Origin of the sequence: Pseudomonas sp. FP1762 (assembly GCF_030687105.1) — a bacterium.
In the GTDB taxonomy this organism is placed as follows: Bacteria; Pseudomonadota; Gammaproteobacteria; order Pseudomonadales; family Pseudomonadaceae; genus Aquipseudomonas; species Aquipseudomonas siliginis.
In genome coordinates this window covers 2,226,136-2,245,682 of sequence record NZ_CP117458.1, presented here as the reverse complement: position 1 = coordinate 2,245,682, position 19,547 = coordinate 2,226,136, and the positions used below count along the sequence as shown (strand labels likewise).

The following is a 19,547-nucleotide window of genomic DNA, read 5'->3' as shown; positions in this document are numbered from 1 at the left end:
GATCGAAGCTTCCAGCCGCCGGCGCCGCTCGGCTTCGCCCACCCAAGCCCAAATAACCGTCTGCGCCCGGGGATGTCGATAGAGGGTTGGGCGGCAATAAAAACCCGGCGCGATGGCCGGGTCTCGTGAACTATTACAATTGATCGGGCTTACTTAGCGCCGCCATTATCTCGGCCCGTCTGGGCGTCCTGATCAGAGCCAGGATTGCCGGGTGGCGGATTCCAGTCCTCTGGTCGTTCGTCGGTGCCCTGCTTCGGCTCAGAATCAGCCTGCTCCAGGCCGGAATCATGACCCTCGCCAGAATCAGGGGTTTGTTCGTCTGGTCCCGGATATGGCGCTTCAGGGCCGTTGTTGTCGTCGATCATCATTCTCTCCCGTCAGTGGCGCAGGGGCTGCGCTTAATAAGTAAGAGAAGATCGGCGCACAGAGAGTGCTATTTGGTCGACGAGCGGACTTTCTTACTAATCCAAACACTTGGTGATGCGAGTCGCAGGCGTGATCGAGTAGCCCCGCAAATCTCACACACATGAAAAAGGCCAATGCTGTGAACATTGGCCTAAGTCGTTGAAAAATATGGTCGGGACGGAGTGATTCGAACACTCGACCCCTAGCACCCCATGCTAGTGCGCTACCGGACTGCGCTACGCCCCGACTGATGTTGCATCCCGTTCTTCACCTCGAAGAACGCTCAAGAATATATCGCAAGCTTTTGAAAACTGGAAGTATTCAAACGCAGCTTTTTATTTCTTGAGTACCACCAGGACATCCTCCAATTCGGCAATCATCTGCCGAATCATCTGTTTGTACTGTGTGGTGTCATCTTTGGCTTCGTCGCCGGACAGGCGCAGACGTGCGCCGCCGATGGTGAAACCCTGATCGTAAAGGAGCGCGCGGATCTGCCGGATCATCAGCACGTCCTGGCGCTGATAATACCGGCGGTTCCCGCGGCGTTTGACGGGGTTGAGCTGAGGAAACTCCTGCTCCCAGTAGCGCAGCACGTGTGGCTTTACGGCACACAGCTCGCTGACCTCACCAATGGTGAAGTAGCGTTTGCCCGGGATGACGGGTAGTTCGTCGTTATGACTTGGTTCCAGCATAAGCCTCAACTCGGGCCTTCAACTTCTGCCCTGGACGAAAGGTGACCACACGGCGAGCCGTGATCGGGATTTCTTCCCCCGTTTTCGGGTTGCGGCCGGGCCGCTGGCGTTTGTCCCGAAGGTCGAAATTGCCGAAACCGGACAATTTGACCTGCTCGTTGTCTTCAAGAGCGTGCCTGATTTCCTCGAAAAACAGTTCGACCAATTCCTTGGCTTCCCGCTTGTTCAGGCCCAGCTCTTCATACAGACGTTCCGCCATCTCAGCTTTCGTCAAAGCCCCCATACGTCACTTCCTTAACGTGGCGTTCAACCTTTGTTCGAGCGAGGTGAGGATATTTTGCGTCGTCGAATTCACCTCATCGTCATTAAGAGTGCGCGATGGATGCTGCCAGGTCAAGCCGACTGCAAGGCTTTTTCTATCAGGATCAATACCTTTACCCTGATACACGTCAAACAGCCTGAGCTCTGTGAGCCATTCGCCTGCATTTTCACGGATTACGTCCAGTACAGCCGAGGCCGCGACGTCTTTGTGCGCGATCAGTGCAAGGTCACGACGCACTTCAGGAAAGCGCGACAACTCGTGGAATTTCGGCATTTTACCGAGCGCCACTTCCGCCAGAACCAGCTCAAAGACGAACACCGGACGATCCAGCCCCAGCGCCTTCGACAGCTCAGGGTGAATTGCACCGATATAGCCTACCTCGCGACCTTCACGCTCGATGCGCGCGGTTTGACCCGGATGCAGCGCTGGGTGTTTGCCCGGAGCAAAGGTGAACGAATCCAGGGCACCGGCAAAACCCAGTACAGCCTCCACGTCAGCCTTTACGTCGAAGAAGTCGACGGTATCCCGACCCTGCGCCCAGCCTTCCGGCAAGCGACTCCCGCACACAACCCCGGACAACATCGGCTCTTGCTTCAAGCCGTCAAGCTGACCAACGAAGCGCAGGCCGCTCTCGAACAGACGCACACGATCCTGCTGACGATTGAGGTTGTGCTGCAACGCCTTGACCAGACCTGGCCACAACGACGAGCGCATGGCGGCCATATCGTTGGAGATCGGATTGGCCAGCAACAGCGGCTCGACACCTGGATTGAACAGTTCGAACTGACGCGGATCAATGAAGCTGTAAGTGATCGCTTCCTGATAACCACGAGCAACCAGCAGACGACGCAGCTCAGGCAGATCACTACGCGCTTCGGCCTTGGCTTGCGGCGCCAGACGCGCTTGCGGGTAGCGAACCGGCAGACGGTTGTAACCGTACAGACGAGCCAGCTCTTCGATCAGGTCGACTTCCAGGCTGATATCGAAGCGGTGGCTTGGCACTTCAACGCGCCATTGGCCTTCGCCGTCAGCGGTAATGCTCAAGCCCAAGGCACTGAGCAGACGCTCGACCTGTGCCGAATCCATCTCCATGCCGAGCATCTGAGTGATGCGCTGAGCGCGCAGAGTGATCGGTGCAATCGATGGCAGATGTTGTTCGCTGACGGTCTCGATGATCGGACCAGATTCGCCGCCAGTGATTTCCAGCAGCAGGCCAGTGGCGCGCTCCATGGCTTCACGGGCCAGTTGCCAGTCAACGCCACGCTCGTAGCGATGCGAAGCGTCGGTATGCAAGCCGTAAGAACGTGCCTTGCCGGCAACCGCAATCTGATCAAAGAACGCAGATTCGAGGAACACATCACGGGTGGTCGCGGAAACACCGCTGTGCTCGCCACCCATGACGCCGGCGATCGCCAGTGCACGAGTGTGGTCAGCGATGACCAGCGTATCGCTACGCAGGCTGACTTCCTGACCATCAAGCAGAACCAGCTTTTCGCCCTCTTCAGCCATGCGCACACGAATGCCGCCATTGATTTCGGCGAGATCGAAAGCGTGCAGCGGTTGGCCGAGCTCGAGCATGACGTAGTTGGTGATGTCGACGGCAGCGTCGATGCTGCGCACGTCGGCGCGACGCAGACGCTCAACCATCCACAGCGGGGTTGGCTTGGACAGGTCGACGTTACGGATGACCCGACCCAGGTAACGTGGGCAGGCAGCTGGGGCCAGCACCTCGACCGAGCGGACTTCGTCGTGTACCGCTGCAACCGCAGCCACCACAGGACGGGTTACCGGCACGGCGTACAGCGCGCCGACTTCACGAGCCAGACCGGCCAGGGACAGGCAGTCGCCACGGTTCGGGGTCAGGTCGACCTCGATGCTGGCGTCTTCCAGATCCAGATACACTCGGAAATCTTCGCCCACCGGCGCATCGGCCGGCAGCTCCATCAGACCGTCGTTGCCCTCACCGACCTGCAGCTCTGCCTGCGAGCACAGCATGCCGTTGGACTCGACGCCACGCAGCTTGGCCTTCTTGATCTTGAAGTCGCCCGGCAGCTCTGCGCCAATCATCGCGAACGGAATCTTCAGGCCCGGGCGCACGTTTGGCGCTCCGCACACGACCTGGAAGGTTTCCGCGCCATTGCTGACCTGGCATACGCGCAACTTGTCGGCGTCCGGATGCTGCTCGGTGCTCAGCACCTCACCCACCACCACACCACTGAATACGCCGGCGGCCGGAGTAACGCTATCGACCTCAAGACCGGCCATCGACAGACGAGCAACCAGCTCATCGCGATCTACCTGCGGGCTGACCCAGCCACGCAGCCATTGTTCACTGAATTTCATCCTGCTCTCCTAAGAATTCGTTACGACTAGCGAAATTGCGCGAGGAACCGCAAGTCGTTGTCGAAGAACAGACGCAAGTCGTTCACGCCGTAACGGAGCATGGCCAGACGCTCGACACCCATGCCGAAGGCAAATCCGGAGAACTCTTCCGGATCGATGCCGGACATGCGCAGCACGTTCGGGTGAACCATGCCGCAGCCCATCACTTCCAGCCAGCCGGTCTGCTTGCAGACGCGGCAGCCTTTGCCGCTGCACATCACGCATTCCATATCGACTTCAGCGGATGGCTCGGTGAAGGGGAAATACGAAGGACGGAAACGCACGGCCAGTTCTTTCTCGAAGAACACCCGCAGGAATTCTTCGATGGTGCCTTTGAGATCGGCAAAATTGATATCGCGATCAACCAGCAGGCCTTCGACCTGGTGGAACATCGGCGAATGGGTGATATCGGAGTCGCTGCGATAGACGCGGCCCGGGCAGACGATGCGGATCGGCGGCTGCTTGGATTCCATGGTGCGGACCTGTACCGGCGAGGTATGGGTGCGCAGCAACATGTTGGCATTGAAATAGAAGGTGTCATGCATCGACCGGGCCGGGTGATGGCCTGGGATGTTGAGCGCTTCAAAGTTGTGGTAGTCGTCTTCGACCTCAGGGCCTTCGGCGATGCCGTAGCCAATGCGGGTGAAGAACTGCTCGACGCGCTCCAGAGTCCGGGTGACCGGATGCAGACCGCCAGAGGTCTGGCCACGGCCCGGCAATGTCACGTCGATGGATTCGGCAGACAGTTTGGCAGCCAGTTCGGCTTCTTCAAACAATGCCATGCGCGCATTGAGAACGCCTGTAACACGTTCCTTGGCAACGTTGATCAGCGCACCGACTTGCGGACGCTCTTCGGCCGGCAGATTCCCCAGGGTCTTCATCACCTGAGTCAATTCGCCCTTCTTGCCAAGGTATTGAACCCGGATTTGCTCCAGGGCATTGATATCTTCAGCGCTTTGCACAGCCTCTAGTGCTTGAGAGACCAGCGCATCCAGGTTTTCCATGTACAGACTCCAGATACAAAATAGGGGAAGAGCTTGAAGGCTCTTCCCCTATTTATGACGTTTAACACCTGGCCCCACAGAGGTGAGGCCGGGTGACTGTCGGGGGTACTTAAGCCAAGGTGGCTTTAGCTTTCTCGACAATCGCAGCAAACGCCGCTTTTTCGTTCACTGCCAGATCAGCCAGAACCTTACGGTCGATCTCGATGGACGCTTTTTTCAGGCCAGCGATGAAACGGCTGTAGGACAGACCGTTAACACGAGCACCAGCGTTGATACGAGCGATCCACAGAGCGCGGAACTGACGTTTTTTCTGACGACGGTCACGGTAGGCGTATTGGCCTGCCTTGATTACCGCTTGCTTGGCAACACGGAATACGCGGGAGCGTGCGCCGTAGTAGCCTTTAGCAAGTTTCAGAATTTTTTTGTGACGCTTACGGGCAATGACGCCACGCTTTACACGAGCCATGAGTTACTTCCTCTATTCTTGACTAAATTAACGAAGGCGCAGCATGCGCTCGACTTTTGCCACGTCAGACGGATGCAGCAAGCTGCTACCGCGCAGTTGACGCTTACGCTTGGTCGACATTTTAGTCAGGATGTGGCTCTTGAAAGCGTGCTTGTGCTTGATGCCGTTAGCAGTTTTCAGAAACCGCTTGGCAGCACCACTTTTGGTTTTCATTTTTGGCATGTTCGGATACTCCGCATTCAGTTGATAAACATAATCAGAAGGCCTGCCGTGCCCTGTTGATTACTTCTTCTTTTTCGGGGCGATGACCATGATCAGCTGGCGTCCTTCCATCTTAGGATGCTGTTCGACCGAACCGTACTCGAGCAGGTCTTGTTCAACCCGCTTGAGGAGTTCCATCCCCAGCTCCTGGTGGGCCATCTCACGGCCGCGGAATCGCAAGGATACCTTGGCCCTGTCCCCGTCACTCAGGAAACGTACCAGGTTGCGCAGTTTTACCTGGTAATCCCCTTCCTCCGTCCCTGGACGAAACTTGATTTCTTTAACCTGAATCTGCTTCTGATTTTTCTTCGCCGCGGCAATCTGCTTCTTCTTCTCGAAGATCGATTTGCCGTAGTCCATCACCCGGCAAACAGGCGGGACTGCATCTGCGGAAATTTCCACCAGATCAAGCTTTGCTTCTTCAGCGATACGAAGCGCTTCATCAATCGAGACGATGCCAATCTGCTCGCCATCAGCGCCAATTAACCGAACCTCGCGTGCCGAGATATTCTCGTTGATCGGGGCTTTCGGTGCAGCTCGTTTATCTTGTCTCATTTCACGCTTAATAATAATTACTCCGAATCTGGGCGACCACGCCGGGAAACCGCTTGCGCGAGAAACTCAGCGAACTGGGCGACGGGCATCGAGCCCAGGTCAGCACCTTCACGAGTACGCACAGCGACAGTCTGCATCTCGACTTCCTTATCTCCGATAACCAAAAGATAGGGAACCTTGAGCAAAGTATGCTCGCGGATTTTAAAGCCGATCTTTTCATTTCTCAAGTCGGACTTGGCACGAAATCCGCTTTCGTTGAGAGTTTTTTCAACCTCTGCAACAAAATCTGCCTGTTTATCAGTGATATTCATGATCACCGCCTGGGTCGGCGCGAGCCACGCAGGGAAAGCACCTTCGTAGTGCTCGATCAGAATCCCGACGAAACGCTCGAACGAACCGAGGATCGCGCGGTGCAACATCACCGGGTGTTTGCGGCTGTTGTCTTCAGAGACGTATTCAGCGCCCAAACGGACAGGCAGGTTAAAATCGAGCTGCAAGGTACCACACTGCCAGACTCGACCGAGACAATCTTTCAGCGAGAACTCGATCTTCGGCCCGTAGAAAGCACCCTCGCCCGGCTGCAGATCGTACGGCAGGCCAGCAGAATCAAGGGCTGCAGCCAATGCTGCTTCAGCGCGATCCCACAGCTCATCGGAGCCGACGCGTTTTTCCGGACGAGTGGACAGTTTCATCTCGACTTCGGTAAAGCCGAAATCGCGATAGACATCCATGGTCAGCTTGATGAACGCAGCGGACTCGGCCTGCATCTGCTCTTCGGTGCAGAAGATGTGCGCGTCGTCCTGAGTGAACGCTCGCACGCGCATGATGCCGTGCAACGCACCCGACGGCTCGTTACGGTGGCAGGCACCGAACTCGGCCAGACGCATCGGCAACTCGCGGTAGCTTTTCAGGCCCTGATTGAACACCTGCACGTGGCATGGGCAGTTCATCGGCTTGATCGCGTAGTCGCGGTTTTCCGACTGAGTGGTGAACATGTTGTCGGCGTAGTTGGCCCAGTGCCCGGATTTTTCCCACAGGCTGCGGTCGACGACTTGAGGAGTCTTGATCTCAAGGTAGCCGTTGTCGCGCTGGATCTTGCGCATGTACTGCTCGAGCACCTGGTACAGAGTCCAGCCATTCGGGTGCCAGAACACCATGCCCGGGGATTCTTCCTGGGTGTGGAACAGGCCCAGACGCTTGCCGATCTTGCGGTGATCGCGCTTCTCGGCTTCTTCGATGCGCTGGATGTACGCCGCCAGCTGTTTCTTGTCAGCCCAAGCGGTGCCGTAGACGCGCTGCAATTGCTCGTTCTTGGCGTCGCCACGCCAGTAGGCGCCCGACAGCTTGGTCAGCTTGAAGGATTTCAGGAAACGCGTGTTCGGCACGTGCGGACCGCGGCACATGTCGACGTATTCTTCGTGATAGTACAGACCCATGGCCTGCTCGTTCGGCATGTCTTCGACCAGACGCAGCTTGTAATCTTCGCCGCGGGCCTTGAACACTTCGATCACTTCCGCGCGCGGAGTGACTTTCTTGATGACGTCATAATCCTTCTCGATCAGCTGCTGCATGCGCTGCTCGATGGCCGCCATGTCTTCCGGCGTGAAAGGACGCTCGTAGGCGATGTCGTAATAGAAGCCTTCGTCGATGACCGGGCCGATGACCATCTTCGCGGTCGGGTACAGCTGCTTGACCGCGTGGCCAACCAGGTGCGCGCAAGAGTGGCGAATGATCTCCAGCCCCTCTTCATCCTTTGGCGTAATGATTTGCAGGGTCGCGTCGCTGCTGATGATGTCGCTGGCGTCGACCAGTTGGCCATTGACCTTGCCCGCGAGCGTGGCTTTGGCCAGACCTGCACCAATGGATGCGGCGACCTCGGCTACGGAAACCGGGTGATCGAATGAACGTTGACTGCCGTCGGGAAGAGTAATAGTTGGCATGGCGCCTCCTCTCCTAGTGGTGACCCCTACCAAAGGTCACGTGGGTTGGGATGAGCCAGTACAAGATCCGATCCAGGCCATTCAATGACGAACGCCTGCCTTACAGCGGCAGGAGCCTTGCGGCCAACCGGAAAACCGAACCAGAGTGACTGGGATTCAAATCGGAAAAATTCGCACGCCGACCGCTTCGGGACTGAAGGTCATCCGAAGCCTGAGAACGCTTGAGCCCGGCATGCTAGCACAGATGAGCGGTCGCTTACGTCCTGATTTGGCAGAAGGTCAAATGTCCGTTTTTATGCCAAAGTGCTGAACTTGATCGGCCTTTGCGCCCTCAGATAACAAGACATTGACCCACAAGGAGCATCCTCGCATGCGTCTGAAAAGCTTATTCGCCCTCGTCGCACCCGTCGTTCTGCTGCTGCCACTGAGCGCCCATGCCGACTGGCCGAAAGGCGAGCGCGAGAAGTACATGGCCCAGTGCACTGAGGCTGCAACCCAGCAAATCGGTGCTGCCGCGGCGAAATCCCACTGCGCTTGCGGAGCTGACGCCATCAAGTCCTATCCGGCCAGCGACATTCAGGCGCTGATGGACAACAAGGCGACGCCTGAATTGCAAAAGAAAGCCCTTGGCCAGATCACCAAATGCAAGGCAAATACCGCCCCGAAAAAATAAGAAAACCGGTCATTAACATCGGCTGAAAGGCGGAAAAAAGTGCTGGAAATGAGGCTTTTCAGACGATTTATGCAGGTTTTACAGGTTTTTTTATCGTCTTTACGTTTCGCTGAAAGCCTTTCAAACCGGGGCTTTCAGCGCAACCAGGTGGTAAAGAAAACACGACTGATTGGCAAACAGCACGTCCGGGGGGCTACCAAAGCGAACATTTCGACTATGATACCCGGGTGTGCCCAGTTGGCCTGAGCAGCACAGCACTACTGAAAATATATGTTTCTTGGAGATACACCATGTCTAATCGCCAAACCGGCACCGTTAAATGGTTCAACGATGAAAAAGGCTTCGGCTTCATCACTCCTCAAGGTGGCGGTGACGACCTGTTCGTACACTTCAAAGCTATCGAATCCGACGGTTTCAAAAGCCTGAAAGAAGGCCAGACCGTCTCTTTCGTGGCTGAGAAAGGCCAAAAGGGTATGCAAGCTGCACAGGTTCGCCCAGAGTAATTTCTCGGCGCACTAAAAAAACCCCGTCCTGGTGACGGGGTTTTTTATGCCTGAGACAAAAGGACTCAGCCGCAGTTGACGCGGGTGACTATCAGGTTGTTGTCGGTGTTCAGGTTCAGGCGATCGGAGCGGTATTCCAGGGTGATCATGTCGTTCGGCTTGAGGAAACGCGCATTTTGCGCCCCAGCCTTGGCACGCGCCTGATCCAGCAACTCAGGGGATGCCTTCTTGCCGATGGCAAATTGCGCTGCCGATGCTTCGCAGCGGCTATTTCCTGATTCAGCCGCCACGGGCTCCTTTGCCGACTCGCTGGAGGTTGTGCTGCAACCAGCCAACAGAGCAGCGGCCATAAGTGCACCCAGTGTCGCGAACTTCAAAGGCATGAAGCCTCCTTGTTTTCAAATGTTTAAGCAGAGATCGTGCGACCGCCAATGCGGCGTTTGGTTTCAAGGCTCAAGCCATGCCCTGCCCCACGAGCGGAAAAATGCCGAGTGTGCCTGAGCCGCCCTGTCCGGCTCATCAAACATTCGTGACTGAATATTAACGACCTCAATAAACGTCGATGTAGTCGTAGGGCGGATTCGGCCAGTTGTCTTTGAGTGCGTTGAAAACCTGCATCACCCAGACTTCATCGCTGGCTGCGACGTTACCCACATAGCCCGACCCCTTCGCCCAGGTTTCCAGGCGAAACAGCAGACCCTCGATATCCTGCCCACCGGTCACCGTAGACAGATAGGCAATGCCATCTTTGGTCACGCGCAATTGGTTGTGCACGTCGTCACTGCCCGAGGCAAGCAATTGGCGCACTGCTTCGAGTGTGAGGCCGTCAGGGGTATTCAGATCAATCTGCACAGCGGGGTCCTTTGCAAGCCGGAAAAGACCAAGTGTCGCATAGCGCTCCGCTCATGCCTAAGTCGCAGTGCCAAATGCCGCACAAAATGGTTAACTCGAAAACAGACATCCTGACCTTTCGAGCCTCCCATGACCAGTGTAAGCATCGACGCCGCCATCAACGCCAAATGGGCCGAAGGACACAGCTCTTACAGCCCCGGCACGACGGAAGAATTGGCGCTGATCGGCATTGATTTACTGGTCAAGGAGTTGGGGATAGAAGCGGCGCAGCATTTTATCAATCAGGTATTCGAACGCTATCCGATCAGCCAGGCTGAACAGCCGCAGTGAAAACCCGCAGGCAAACCGCCTGCGGGTTGACGAATTATTTCAGGCGTTTCAGGCGCTCGGTCAGCAGATCAAAGAATCCCTGGGCGTCGCCATTTTCGACCCAGAATGCATTCTTCGGTGCTTTCAGGCCGTCATACCAGTCAACAATGGTCTGGCCGAATGTCGGTCCTTCACGGCTATCCACCACGACGTTGACCGCCCGACCGGTAAACAACTCAGGCTTGAGCAGATACGCCACAACCGTCGCGTCATGCACCGGGCCACCGGGAATGCCGTAGTGCTCCATATCGCCCTTGATGTATTCGTTGAGAATGTCGCCGACGATCTTGCTCGCATTGTTGTTCAGCGCGGCGATCTGCTTCAGGCGTGCATCGCTGGTCAGGATCTTGTGGGTCACGTCCAGCGGCAGATAGGTGAGCTTCACCCCGCTCTTGAGCACCACCTCGGCAGCCTGCGGATCGGCGAACAAGTTGAATTCAGCCACAGGGGTGATGTTGCCACCGTTGAAATGCGCCCCGCCCATGATCACCACTTCCTTGATGCCCTGAACGATTTCCGGCTCCTGGATCAATGCCAGAGCCAGGTTGGTCTGCGGACCGAGCATGGCAATGGTGATGCTGTGCGGTTTGGCCGATTTAAGAGTGTCGATCAGGTAATTGACCGCATTGCCTTTCGCCAAGCCTTTCTTCGGTTCGTGAACCGTGACGCCTGACAAGCCTTCCTTGCCATGAATGTTCTCGGCGTAGATCGGCGTGCGCATCAGCGGCTTCGGTGCGCCAGCGTAAACTGGCACGTCTTCGCGCCCTGCCCATTCGCGAGCGAGTCGCGCGTTACGCGAAGTCTTGTCCAGGCGCACGTTGCCGGCGACAGTCGTTAACGCGCGGATATTCAATTCATCCGGCGACGCCAGCGCGAAGAGCAAAGCGACAACGTCGTCAGCGCCTGGATCGGTGTCGATGATCAAATCGATTTTTTCAGCGGCCTGAACGCCGGTCGCAGTTATCACAGACAAAAGCAGCAGGCTCCGGACCAGTTGATGAAGTTTTGCAGCATAGCGTTGCATAGCGCATTCCTTGTGCAGGTGATATCGGAAATCAGAATGTAACCCCGGCGACCAGAACGATGTTGCAGTACGGCTGACATTCTCCTGTACGAATGATCGCCCTGGCTTGTCGGCTAAGCACCTTGAACTGCTCGTGGGTGAGCAGATCCCTACGGCCCAGCGCGCCCTCTTCGTTCAACGCGTCCAGATCGGCAAGTGCCGTGGGTTGTTTGTCGAAGATCTCTTTGGCCAGCACATGGCTTTCTACCTGCATCTCGCTGAGTACAACTTTCAGCGTGTTGACGAAATCAGGGATGCCATGGGTCAGCGCCAGATCAATCAACTCGACACCCGGTGGCACGGGCAAACCGGCATCGCCAATCACGACCATGTCACCGTGGCCAAGAGAAGCGATCAATCGCGACAGCGCGACATTAAGCAAAGGAGTCTTTTTCATGCGGGATTGAACGCCTGTACTTCGGATATGGTTGGAATCGACGGTTGCGCACCGGCGCGGGTAACCGACAGTGCAGCGGCGATCTGACCGTAGCGAATCGCCTCGGCCTCAGACTTGCCATCGGCCAGCGCTGCGGCGAAACCGCCGACAAAAGTGTCGCCCGCCGCCGTGGTATCGACCGCCTTCACGGTCGGCGCGGGGAAATGTTCGAAGCCGTTGCCGTTGGCGAACAATGAGCCTTGCGCGCCTAACGTGACGATGACTTTGCCCGCGCCCATGGCAATCAACTGAGTGGCAGCCGTTTCTGCCGACTGCAGCGAGTCGACAGCGAGCCCGCTCAATGCGGCGGCTTCGCTTTCGTTGGGAATCAGATAGTCGATGGCGGCAAACCAGTCTGCCGGCAAAGGACGGCTGGCCGGCGCCGGGTTGAGGATGACGGTTTTGCCCAGTTCACGCGCACGCTTCAGCGCATGTCCGACCGTCGCATCGGGAATCTCGAGCTGACAGATCACTACATCGGCGGCCTGTAAAACCGCATCAAAGCGGTCGACCACTGCCGGCGTCATCGCGCCGTTGGCACCGGCGACAATCACGATGGCGTTCTGGCTGTTGTCATCCACCACAATCAGCGCTACGCCACTGGAATCCTCTACGACACTGACAGCCTCGCAGTCGATGTGCTCGGCGAGCAAGGCATCACGCAATCGCACACCGTAGTCGTCATTTCCGACGCAACCGATCATCGCCACCTTAGCGCCCAAGCGCGCAGCAGCAACCGCCTGATTGGCGCCCTTGCCGCCAGACACCGTGGCAAAGGAATGACCGATCAGCGTTTCACCGCCGCGTGGCAGCCGTGGCGCCCGAGTGACCAGGTCCATGTTCAGGCTGCCTATTACCACTACATTTGCTGGCATACATCACTACTCATCAATTCGGTTTCAGCGATATTCGGTGAACACGCCGGACAGCGGCGCGGTCGATTCGCGCAGGACAATGCTCGGGGTCACGATGCGTTGATCGGTGCCCGAATCCGGCGCAGCAATTCTGCGCAACAGCACTTCGGCGGCCATCTCGCCCAGTTGCAGGATCGACTGGCCGACCGTGGTCAGCGCCGGATAGACATAACGGCTCATCTGAATGTCATCGAAGCCGATCACCGACAGCTCGGCCGGCACCCGGACATTACGTTCAGCCGCCGCACGCAGCACACCGATGCCAATCATGTCGTTACCGGCAAAAATCGCGCTCGGGGGATTGCTTTCGAGCAGCCGGGCAGCGGCGTTGTAACCGCCGGTGCTGGTGAAGTCGCTTTCGAGCATGCGCTCCTCACGCATCTCGATTCCCGCCTCTTGCAGCGCTCGGCAATAACCGGCCTGACGCATTTGCGCCACGCTGGTACTGGCCGGACCGCCGATGGTGGCGATGTCGCGATGCCCCAACTCGAGCAGGTGACGGGTTGCCAGATAAGCGCCGTATTCGTGGTCGATGCGCACCAGATCGGCATTTACACCTTCCAGGCCCCGGTCAACGATAACCATCGGCGTCTTCACGCCTGCCAGCCCTTGCGCCAGACCAGTGTCACCGCCGGCGGAGGCGACGATCAAACCGTCGATGCGTTTTTCCAGCAACACACGCAGATAACTGCGCTGCTTGTCCGGATTGTCGTCGGAGTTACAGAGGATCACGCAGTAACCGTTGCGCTCGCAGTAATCCTCGATTCCGCGCGCCAATTCAGCGAAGTACGGGTTGAGGCTGTTAGGCACCAGCAGGCCGATGGTCGCGGTGGTCTTGGCTTTCAGCGAGCGCGCCACGGCACTGGGAACGTAGTCGAGGCTCTTGATCGCCGCCTCGACTTTGCGCCGCACTTCTTGACTCACCGGGCGGGTGTTGTTCACCACGTGCGACACGGTCGTGTAGGAAATACCCGCAAGCGCCGCTACATCCTTGATCGTTGCCATGGTTCAGCCTCGGCGACTGGCGCGTTGACTGCGATAGGTGTCGAGCACCACGGCGATAACAATTACCGCTCCGGTGATGATGCGCTTGGTCGGCTCCGTCGCACCAATCTGTGCGAGTCCGGCCGCGAGCACGGAAATGATCAACACACCAAAGAAAGTGCTGATCACCGAACCGCGTCCACCCATCAGGCTGGTACCGCCGATGACCACCGCCGCGATCACTTGCAGTTCCAGACCCGAACCTGCGTTCGGGTCAGCCGCTTCCAGGCGCGAAATCTGAAACAGAGCGGCAATGCCCGCCAGCAGCCCCATAAGGCTGAACACCAGAATCTTGTAGGGCTTGGGATTGATCCCGGCCAGCCGCACGGCTTCTTCGTTGGTGCCGATGCCGATCAGGTAGCGGCCGAAAACCGTGCGGGTCAAAACTGCCTGCGCGATGAAGATCACCAGCAAAGCGATGATGAACGACGGGGAAATGCCGAACGCGATCGGATTCGACAGCCAGGCGAACGCATCGCCGATGTACGCAGTCCGCGACCCGGTCATCTGATACGCCACACCGCGGGCCATTTCCAGCACGCCGAGAGAGACGATGAACGACGGAATCCGCCAGGCCACGGTGATCGAGCCAGTGATGGTCCCGGCCAGCGCCGCCACCGCCATGCCGAGCAGCGCCGCTGGCAAAACGCTCCAGCCCCAGCCGAGAATCGCAACGCTGACCGTCGATGCGGCCAACGCCAGCACCGAGCCGACGGACAAATCGATGCCGCCGATGATCAGCACAAAGGTCATGCCCACCGCCAGCACCATCAAGTCGGGAATCTGGTTGGCCAGGGTGCTGAAAGTGTTGTACGAGAGGAAATGGCTGCTCAGAACCGAGAACAGCGCAATCATCGCCAGCAAGGCACCGGCCAGGCCCAAATATGTGCCCAGGCCGAAGAAATTGCCACTACGTTTACTGGCAGAAGATGCAGTTTTCATGGGAGATCCCTAGGCGCTGCCTCATTGAGCAACGCATCACGTTTTTGGTAGCCGGCGAATGCGGCGGCAAGCAAATCATCCTGGGTCCAGCTGTCGCGCTCGAAGGTGTCGATCAGACGCCCCGCCGAAAGCACGCCGATCCGGTCGCAGATCAGCATCAACTCGCGCAAGTCACTGGACACCACCACCAACGCCTTGCCCTGACGGGTCAACTCACCGAGCAAACCGTAAATATCGAACTTGGCGCCGACATCAATCCCGCGAGTCGGCTCGTCGAACAGCAGCACCGAACAGTCGCGCTCCAGCCAGCGACCGATCACGACCTTCTGCTGATTGCCGCCGGACAGTTCCGAAACCAACTGCGTCGGGCTCGAGCTGCGGATGCGCATGGCTTCGATCTGACGCTCCGCCAGGGAGATTTCGTCGCCGTTGTTGACGAAACCGCCACTGGAGATTTCCGGCATGTTACCCAGGGCGATGTTGGCGCTGATCGACTGACTGAGCAGCAGCCCTTCGCCCTTGCGATCCTCGGTGATCAACGCGATGCCATTGCGTACGGCATCGACTGGCGAGCGAACACTCACGACCTTGGCCGGGGAGCCGAGCGCGATGGTGCCGCTGTCGGCAGCATCGGCACCGAATATCAGCCGCAGCAATTCCGTGCGCCCTGCCCCGATCAATCCGGAAATGCCGAAGATCTCCCCGGCACGCACCTCAAAAGAGACGTCGCGGACTTTGTCAGAGCGGGTCAGGCCTTTGACCGTCAACGCCGGAGCGCCGATCTTGCGCGGCCCCATGTCGATGTGTTCACCCAGTTCGCGACCGACCATCAAGGTGACCAGTTGCTCGCTGTTGTAGTTGGCCATCGGCTCGACGCAGACCAGGTTGCCGTCACGCAGCACGGCAATACGCTGCGCCACCCGCGCCAGTTCTTCGAGACGGTGAGAGATATAGATGATGGAAACGCCGCGGGCCTGCAATCGGCTGATCTGCTCGAAGAGCATTTCGACTTCGCGCGCCGTGAGCATCGCGGTCGGCTCGTCAAGGATCAGCACATGGCAGTCGCCGATCAGGTTGCGCGCGATTTCAACCATCTGCTGATGGCCGATACCGAGTTCGCCGACCAGCGTGTCCGGATCGATCGCATCGAGGCCGACTTGCGCCATGGCTTCGATCGCGGCCTTGCGCAACTGCTTGCGGCTGATCCAGCCCGCGCTGCTCGGCAGATTATCCAGAAAGAGGTTTTCCGCCACCGACAGCGTCGGCAACAGATTGAGTTCTTGCATGACCATGCGCACGCCAAGCTCTTCGGCCTGGGTACGGCTGCCCGGACGATAATCCTTGCCGTGGAATTGCATCTGGCCGGTAGTGGGTGTGACCAGACCGCCAATGATCTTCGACAGGGTACTTTTGCCGGCACCATTTTCGCCGGTCAGCGCCAGTACTTCACCGCGCATCAGCGTCAGATCGATGCCGGTGAGCACCGGTTGCGCATAGGTCTTGCCGATACCGCTGACCGAGAGGACAGCGTTCGGGGCGGAAACTGACATAGAAATCTCCATGCGCTCGCCCGGACGGACGAGCGCCGTTGTGTCGCCAAATGACTTACTGGGTGACCAGCTCGACCGGTGTTTCGATCACGCCGTTGGCACCGCTGTCGACTTTCTCGCCTTTGATGATCTTCAGCGCGGTTTCGATGCCGAACACGGCCTGCTTGGCTGCAAACTGATCAGCCGTCGCCAGCACGCGGCCGTCCTTGAGCATTGGCTTGATGGCATTGATATTGTCGTAACCGACGACTTTCACCTGCCCTGCCTTACCAGCGGCACGGACTGCGGAAACGGCACCGACCGCCATGCTGTCGTTACCGGCCAGCAGTGCTTTGACATCCGGGTATTCACTGAGGATCGAAGCCGCAACCTTGTTGCCCTTGTCGATTTCCCAGTCACCGGACTGCAGCGAGACCACTTTGATCTGCGCGGCTTCCATCGCGTCCTTGAAACCGGCCGTGCGCGCCTGCGCGTTGGTGGTGGTGGACACGCCTTCGATGATGCCGACCTCGTCGCCCGCCTTCAGTTGCTTGGCCAGATATTCGCCAACCAGACGTGCACCCTTGCGGTTGTCCGGACCTACGAACGGCACGTTGATGTTTTTGCTTTTGACCACGGCGGGATCGAGCTGGTTGTCGATGTTGATCACCGTGATACCGGCGTCTACGGCCTTCTTGATCACCGGCACCATGGCCTTGGAGTCAGAAGGCGCGATCACCAGTGCATTCACCTTGGCCAGGATCATCTGTTCGACGATGCGAGTCTGGCCGGCAGTGTCGGTTTCGTCCTTGATACCGTTGGAGATCAGATCGAAATCGGCGGAGTGTTCTTTCTGGTACGCCTTGGCGCCGTCTTCCATGGTCAGGAAGAATTCATTGGCCAAGGATTTCATGACCAGCGCGACTTTGGGCTTTTCTGCAGATTCGGCGAACGCCGAGGAGACAGGTAGTGCGGCGGCTGTGGCAGCCAGCATAGCGACAGCAAGAAGACGTGCGGCGAATGGCAGCTTCATGGGTTCACTCCGATCTTATGATTATTGTGAGCAACGTTTGCGCTGACGTAAGCTACGTCACGGCTCCGGAAGCAGATGCCCTTCAAAGCCGCGCAAACGTTTGCGTAGACCGAACTATGAGAATCCCGCTGACATTTGTCAACAATCAGAAATCGTCTTTTGTTGTAGGCCGAATCGCTGAGTCGGCCATCAGACGTTTCAGGCGGTCGTGTTGACCAGGCCACCACTGGTGGCGCTTTTCGACATCTCCTTGACCAACGCACCCGCCACTTCTGCCAGTGCGGCGCTGGTTTGCGCGATCTGGCCCTGAATCGACATCACTGCCTGGGACTTCGCCTCGGGAGTCGGATAGCTTGCAGCCTGAGCCGCAGCCAGTTGCTGTTGCTGCTCCTGAAGTTGCTTCTGCAATTCCTTCATCCGCTTGAGCAACGTCTTGACGGTGATGCTGAGATTGCTGTCAGCCTCGGTTTCACTGTTTTCCTGTACAGGCCCGCCACCGGTTCTGACCTGATTCTTCTCAGTCTTTTCGGTACCCAGCGCCTGCGCCGAAGTCTCATTGGTCGCATCGTTCAGGCTGTTGATCGTCGCTGCAGTTTTACCGCCAATGGTGACTGCAGCGGGATTGGCAAAACCGACCGTCAGTGACATGTGAACTCCTAAGATTTGGTTTCCTTGAGGACGCATCGGCCTGAGAGCACATTTCTTTAGCGGGGATTTGTCACCCGCCTGGCTTTTCAGAGATTGCCTATCGGCGAGCCGAACACGAATCCGCCTGTCGTTCGGAATCCCGGATGGATGGATCCTCAACGATGCTCCAGCCCTCGACAAATATTGATTTAAATCATTGGGTTAAACATTTTCCGCCAGCACATTACGCATGGTATGAATCCTGCTCCCGTCCTTGCACCTCGAGCATTCAGATCGGCTTGGGGCGCATCTAGATGAACCTGCATCAGCACCGTCTCACGACTAGAGAGAAAAATAATGAAATCTGCTTTCAATACTTTGATTCCGGGCGCATTGGCCCTCCTCCTGCTCCTGCCTGCTGCCCTTCAGGCAAAAGAAGCCGAAACCCAGACGAAACTGGCCAACGTCGTCGTCCTCGCCACAGGCGGCACCATCGCTGGCGCCGGCGCCAGTGCTGCCAACAGCGCCACTTATCAGGCAGCGAAAGTCGGTATCGAACAACTGATTGCCGGCATTCCCGAGTTGAGCAAACTGGCTAACGTGCGTGGCGAACAAGTCATGCAGATCGCTTCGGAAAGCATCACCAACGACAACCTGCTGCAATTGGGTCGTCGCGTTTCCGAACTGGCTGACAGCAAGGACGTGGACGGCATCGTTATCACCCACGGCACCGACACCCTCGAAGAAACCGCTTACTTCCTGAACCTTGTCGAGAAGACCGACAAGCCGATCATCGTCGTAGGTTCGATGCGTCCGGGCACTGCCATGTCGGCAGACGGCATGCTCAACCTGTACAACGCCGTCGCCGTGGCGAGCAGCAAAGAAGCACGCGGCAAAGGTGTGCTGGTGACCATGAACGACGAGATCCAGTCCGGTCGCGACGTCAGCAAAATGATCAACATCAAGACCGAAGCATTCAAAAGCGCCTGGGGTCCGCTGGGCATGGTGGTCGAAGGCAAATCCTACTGGTTCCGCCTGCCGGCCAAGCGTCACACCATGGATTCGGAATTCGACATCAAAAACATCAAGAGCCTGCCTGACGTAGAAATTGCCTATTCCTACGGCAACGTCAGCGATACCGCCTACAAGGCACTGGCGCAAGCCGGCGCCAAAGCCATCATCCACGCTGGCACTGGCAACGGTTCGGTATCTTCCCGCGTGGTTCCATCCCTGCAAGCGCTGCGCAAGGATGGCGTGCAGATCATTCGCTCGTCGCACGTCAACGCCGGCGGCTTTGTCCTGCGTAACGCCGAACAGCCCGACGACAAATACGACTGGGTTGTCGCTCACGACCTGAACCCTCAGAAAGCCCGCATCCTGGCGATGGTTGCACTGACCAAGACCAACGACAGCAAAGAGCTGCAACGGATGTTCTGGGAATACTGATTGAACATCGCCTGATCACTTCTCGATCGGGCAATTGCGCATCACCTGTCAGCTTGGCAGGTGGTGCCCCGCTTACACCCTTCCAATAC

The 19,547-nt window shown here is 57.6% G+C and carries 23 protein-coding genes and 1 tRNA gene; 4 read left to right on the top strand and 20 right to left on the bottom strand.

The genetic code is table 11. The features are described 5' to 3' along the window. Window positions 1-149: 149 nt before the first annotated feature. The 10 genes from PSH90_RS09875 to thrS form a co-directional block, all read right to left on the bottom strand. Window positions 150-365 carry a hypothetical protein gene (locus tag PSH90_RS09875; RefSeq protein WP_076567342.1) on the bottom strand — a complete coding sequence of 72 codons (216 nt, stop codon included), beginning with the start codon at window positions 363-365 and terminating at the stop codon, window positions 150-152. 209 nt (window positions 366-574) lie between these two features. Next, a tRNA-Pro gene (locus tag PSH90_RS09870) sits at window positions 575-651 on the bottom strand. 89 nt (window positions 652-740) lie between these two features. Beyond that, window positions 741-1,097, bottom strand: a complete 357-nt coding sequence (locus PSH90_RS09865; protein WP_003179985.1) for a MerR family transcriptional regulator — start codon at window positions 1,095-1,097, stop codon at window positions 741-743. Next, on the bottom strand, window positions 1,078-1,380 hold the full coding sequence (ihfA, locus tag PSH90_RS09860) for an integration host factor subunit alpha (protein ID WP_002553164.1): 303 nt from the start codon (window positions 1,378-1,380) through the stop codon (window positions 1,078-1,080). The genes PSH90_RS09865 and ihfA overlap by 20 nt, the downstream gene beginning before the upstream one ends. Before the next feature lie 3 nt (window positions 1,381-1,383). Then, window positions 1,384-3,762 carry a phenylalanine--tRNA ligase subunit beta gene (gene pheT, locus PSH90_RS09855; protein WP_305382612.1) on the bottom strand — a complete coding sequence of 793 codons (2,379 nt, stop codon included), beginning with the start codon at window positions 3,760-3,762 and terminating at the stop codon, window positions 1,384-1,386. A 26-nt stretch (window positions 3,763-3,788) separates the two neighbouring features. Further along, the gene (gene pheS / locus PSH90_RS09850) at window positions 3,789-4,805 is read right to left on the bottom strand and encodes a phenylalanine--tRNA ligase subunit alpha (RefSeq protein WP_003226365.1); all 1,017 of its coding nucleotides are present in this window, start codon (window positions 4,803-4,805) and stop codon (window positions 3,789-3,791) included. A gap of 109 nt (window positions 4,806-4,914) precedes the next feature. Then, complete coding sequence (gene rplT, locus PSH90_RS09845) at window positions 4,915-5,271, bottom strand: 50S ribosomal protein L20 (protein WP_002553161.1); 357 nt, start codon at window positions 5,269-5,271, stop codon at window positions 4,915-4,917. Between the two features lie 27 nt (window positions 5,272-5,298). Continuing rightward, window positions 5,299-5,493, bottom strand: a complete 195-nt coding sequence (gene rpmI / locus PSH90_RS09840) for a 50S ribosomal protein L35 (RefSeq protein WP_002553160.1) — start codon at window positions 5,491-5,493, stop codon at window positions 5,299-5,301. Between the two features lie 60 nt (window positions 5,494-5,553). Further along, window positions 5,554-6,105, bottom strand: coding sequence for a translation initiation factor IF-3 (gene infC / locus PSH90_RS09835; protein WP_169432615.1), 552 nt, complete (start codon window positions 6,103-6,105; stop codon window positions 5,554-5,556). Next, window positions 6,105-8,027: a threonine--tRNA ligase gene (gene thrS, locus PSH90_RS09830; protein ID WP_024012407.1), complete on the bottom strand. Its 1,923-nt coding sequence runs from the start codon at window positions 8,025-8,027 to the stop codon at window positions 6,105-6,107. Before thrS ends, infC begins: the two co-directional genes overlap by 1 nt. Before the next feature lie 370 nt (window positions 8,028-8,397). Here thrS and PSH90_RS09825 point away from each other — a divergent pair, with 370 nt between their 5' ends. Further along, window positions 8,398-8,700, top strand: a complete 303-nt coding sequence (locus PSH90_RS09825) for a hypothetical protein (protein WP_056784441.1) — start codon at window positions 8,398-8,400, stop codon at window positions 8,698-8,700. A 290-nt stretch (window positions 8,701-8,990) separates the two neighbouring features. Further along, complete coding sequence (locus PSH90_RS09820) at window positions 8,991-9,203, top strand: cold-shock protein (RefSeq protein ID WP_003179963.1); 213 nt, start codon at window positions 8,991-8,993, stop codon at window positions 9,201-9,203. Window positions 9,204-9,268: 65 nt separating this feature from the next. On the opposite strand, the gene PSH90_RS09815 is transcribed toward PSH90_RS09820, so the two are convergent. Together PSH90_RS09815 and PSH90_RS09810 are read right to left on the bottom strand one after the other, a co-directional pair. After that, a complete protein-coding gene (locus PSH90_RS09815; RefSeq protein ID WP_095179508.1) occupies window positions 9,269-9,586 on the bottom strand; it encodes an I78 family peptidase inhibitor in 318 nt (105 codons plus the stop codon). A gap of 166 nt (window positions 9,587-9,752) precedes the next feature. Further along, window positions 9,753-10,055 carry a hypothetical protein gene (locus PSH90_RS09810; protein WP_305382610.1) on the bottom strand — a complete coding sequence of 101 codons (303 nt, stop codon included), beginning with the start codon at window positions 10,053-10,055 and terminating at the stop codon, window positions 9,753-9,755. Between the two features lie 129 nt (window positions 10,056-10,184). Between PSH90_RS09810 and PSH90_RS09805 the strand changes: the two genes are divergently transcribed. Then, entirely contained in the window at window positions 10,185-10,385 is a 201-nt protein-coding gene (locus tag PSH90_RS09805; protein WP_056784436.1) for a hypothetical protein, read from the top strand. 34 nt (window positions 10,386-10,419) lie between these two features. Here PSH90_RS09805 and PSH90_RS09800 read toward each other — a convergent pair whose 3' ends face one another. The 8 genes from PSH90_RS09800 to PSH90_RS09765 all read right to left on the bottom strand — a co-directional run bounded on the left by PSH90_RS09800 (window position 10,420) and on the right by PSH90_RS09765 (window position 18,033). Beyond that, window positions 10,420-11,448: a nucleoside hydrolase gene (locus PSH90_RS09800; RefSeq protein ID WP_056784434.1), complete on the bottom strand. Its 1,029-nt coding sequence runs from the start codon at window positions 11,446-11,448 to the stop codon at window positions 10,420-10,422. 31 nt (window positions 11,449-11,479) lie between these two features. Then, window positions 11,480-11,884, bottom strand: a complete 405-nt coding sequence (gene rbsD, locus PSH90_RS09795; RefSeq protein WP_305382608.1) for a D-ribose pyranase — start codon at window positions 11,882-11,884, stop codon at window positions 11,480-11,482. Further along, window positions 11,881-12,798 (bottom strand): ribokinase, encoded by a 918-nt coding sequence (rbsK, locus tag PSH90_RS09790; RefSeq protein WP_305382607.1) that lies wholly within the window; start codon window positions 12,796-12,798, stop codon window positions 11,881-11,883. The genes rbsD and rbsK overlap by 4 nt, the downstream gene beginning before the upstream one ends. 24 nt (window positions 12,799-12,822) lie before the next feature. Beyond that, window positions 12,823-13,842, bottom strand: a complete 1,020-nt coding sequence (locus PSH90_RS09785; RefSeq protein ID WP_236169313.1) for a LacI family DNA-binding transcriptional regulator — start codon at window positions 13,840-13,842, stop codon at window positions 12,823-12,825. Between the two features lie 3 nt (window positions 13,843-13,845). Continuing rightward, window positions 13,846-14,823 (bottom strand): ABC transporter permease, encoded by a 978-nt coding sequence (locus tag PSH90_RS09780; RefSeq protein WP_016774040.1) that lies wholly within the window; start codon window positions 14,821-14,823, stop codon window positions 13,846-13,848. Continuing rightward, complete coding sequence (locus PSH90_RS09775) at window positions 14,820-16,373, bottom strand: sugar ABC transporter ATP-binding protein (RefSeq protein WP_305382606.1); 1,554 nt, start codon at window positions 16,371-16,373, stop codon at window positions 14,820-14,822. Before PSH90_RS09775 ends, PSH90_RS09780 begins: the two co-directional genes overlap by 4 nt. 55 nt (window positions 16,374-16,428) lie before the next feature. Beyond that, the gene (locus tag PSH90_RS09770) at window positions 16,429-17,385 is read right to left on the bottom strand and encodes a sugar ABC transporter substrate-binding protein (protein WP_024012403.1); all 957 of its coding nucleotides are present in this window, start codon (window positions 17,383-17,385) and stop codon (window positions 16,429-16,431) included. A 198-nt stretch (window positions 17,386-17,583) separates the two neighbouring features. Further along, window positions 17,584-18,033: a hypothetical protein gene (locus tag PSH90_RS09765; RefSeq protein ID WP_041478549.1), complete on the bottom strand. Its 450-nt coding sequence runs from the start codon at window positions 18,031-18,033 to the stop codon at window positions 17,584-17,586. A gap of 336 nt (window positions 18,034-18,369) precedes the next feature. On the opposite strand from PSH90_RS09765, the gene PSH90_RS09760 reads away from it, so the two are divergent. Next, the gene (locus tag PSH90_RS09760) at window positions 18,370-19,458 is read left to right on the top strand and encodes an asparaginase (RefSeq protein WP_125915872.1); all 1,089 of its coding nucleotides are present in this window, start codon (window positions 18,370-18,372) and stop codon (window positions 19,456-19,458) included. Window positions 19,459-19,547: the final 89 nt, after the last annotated feature.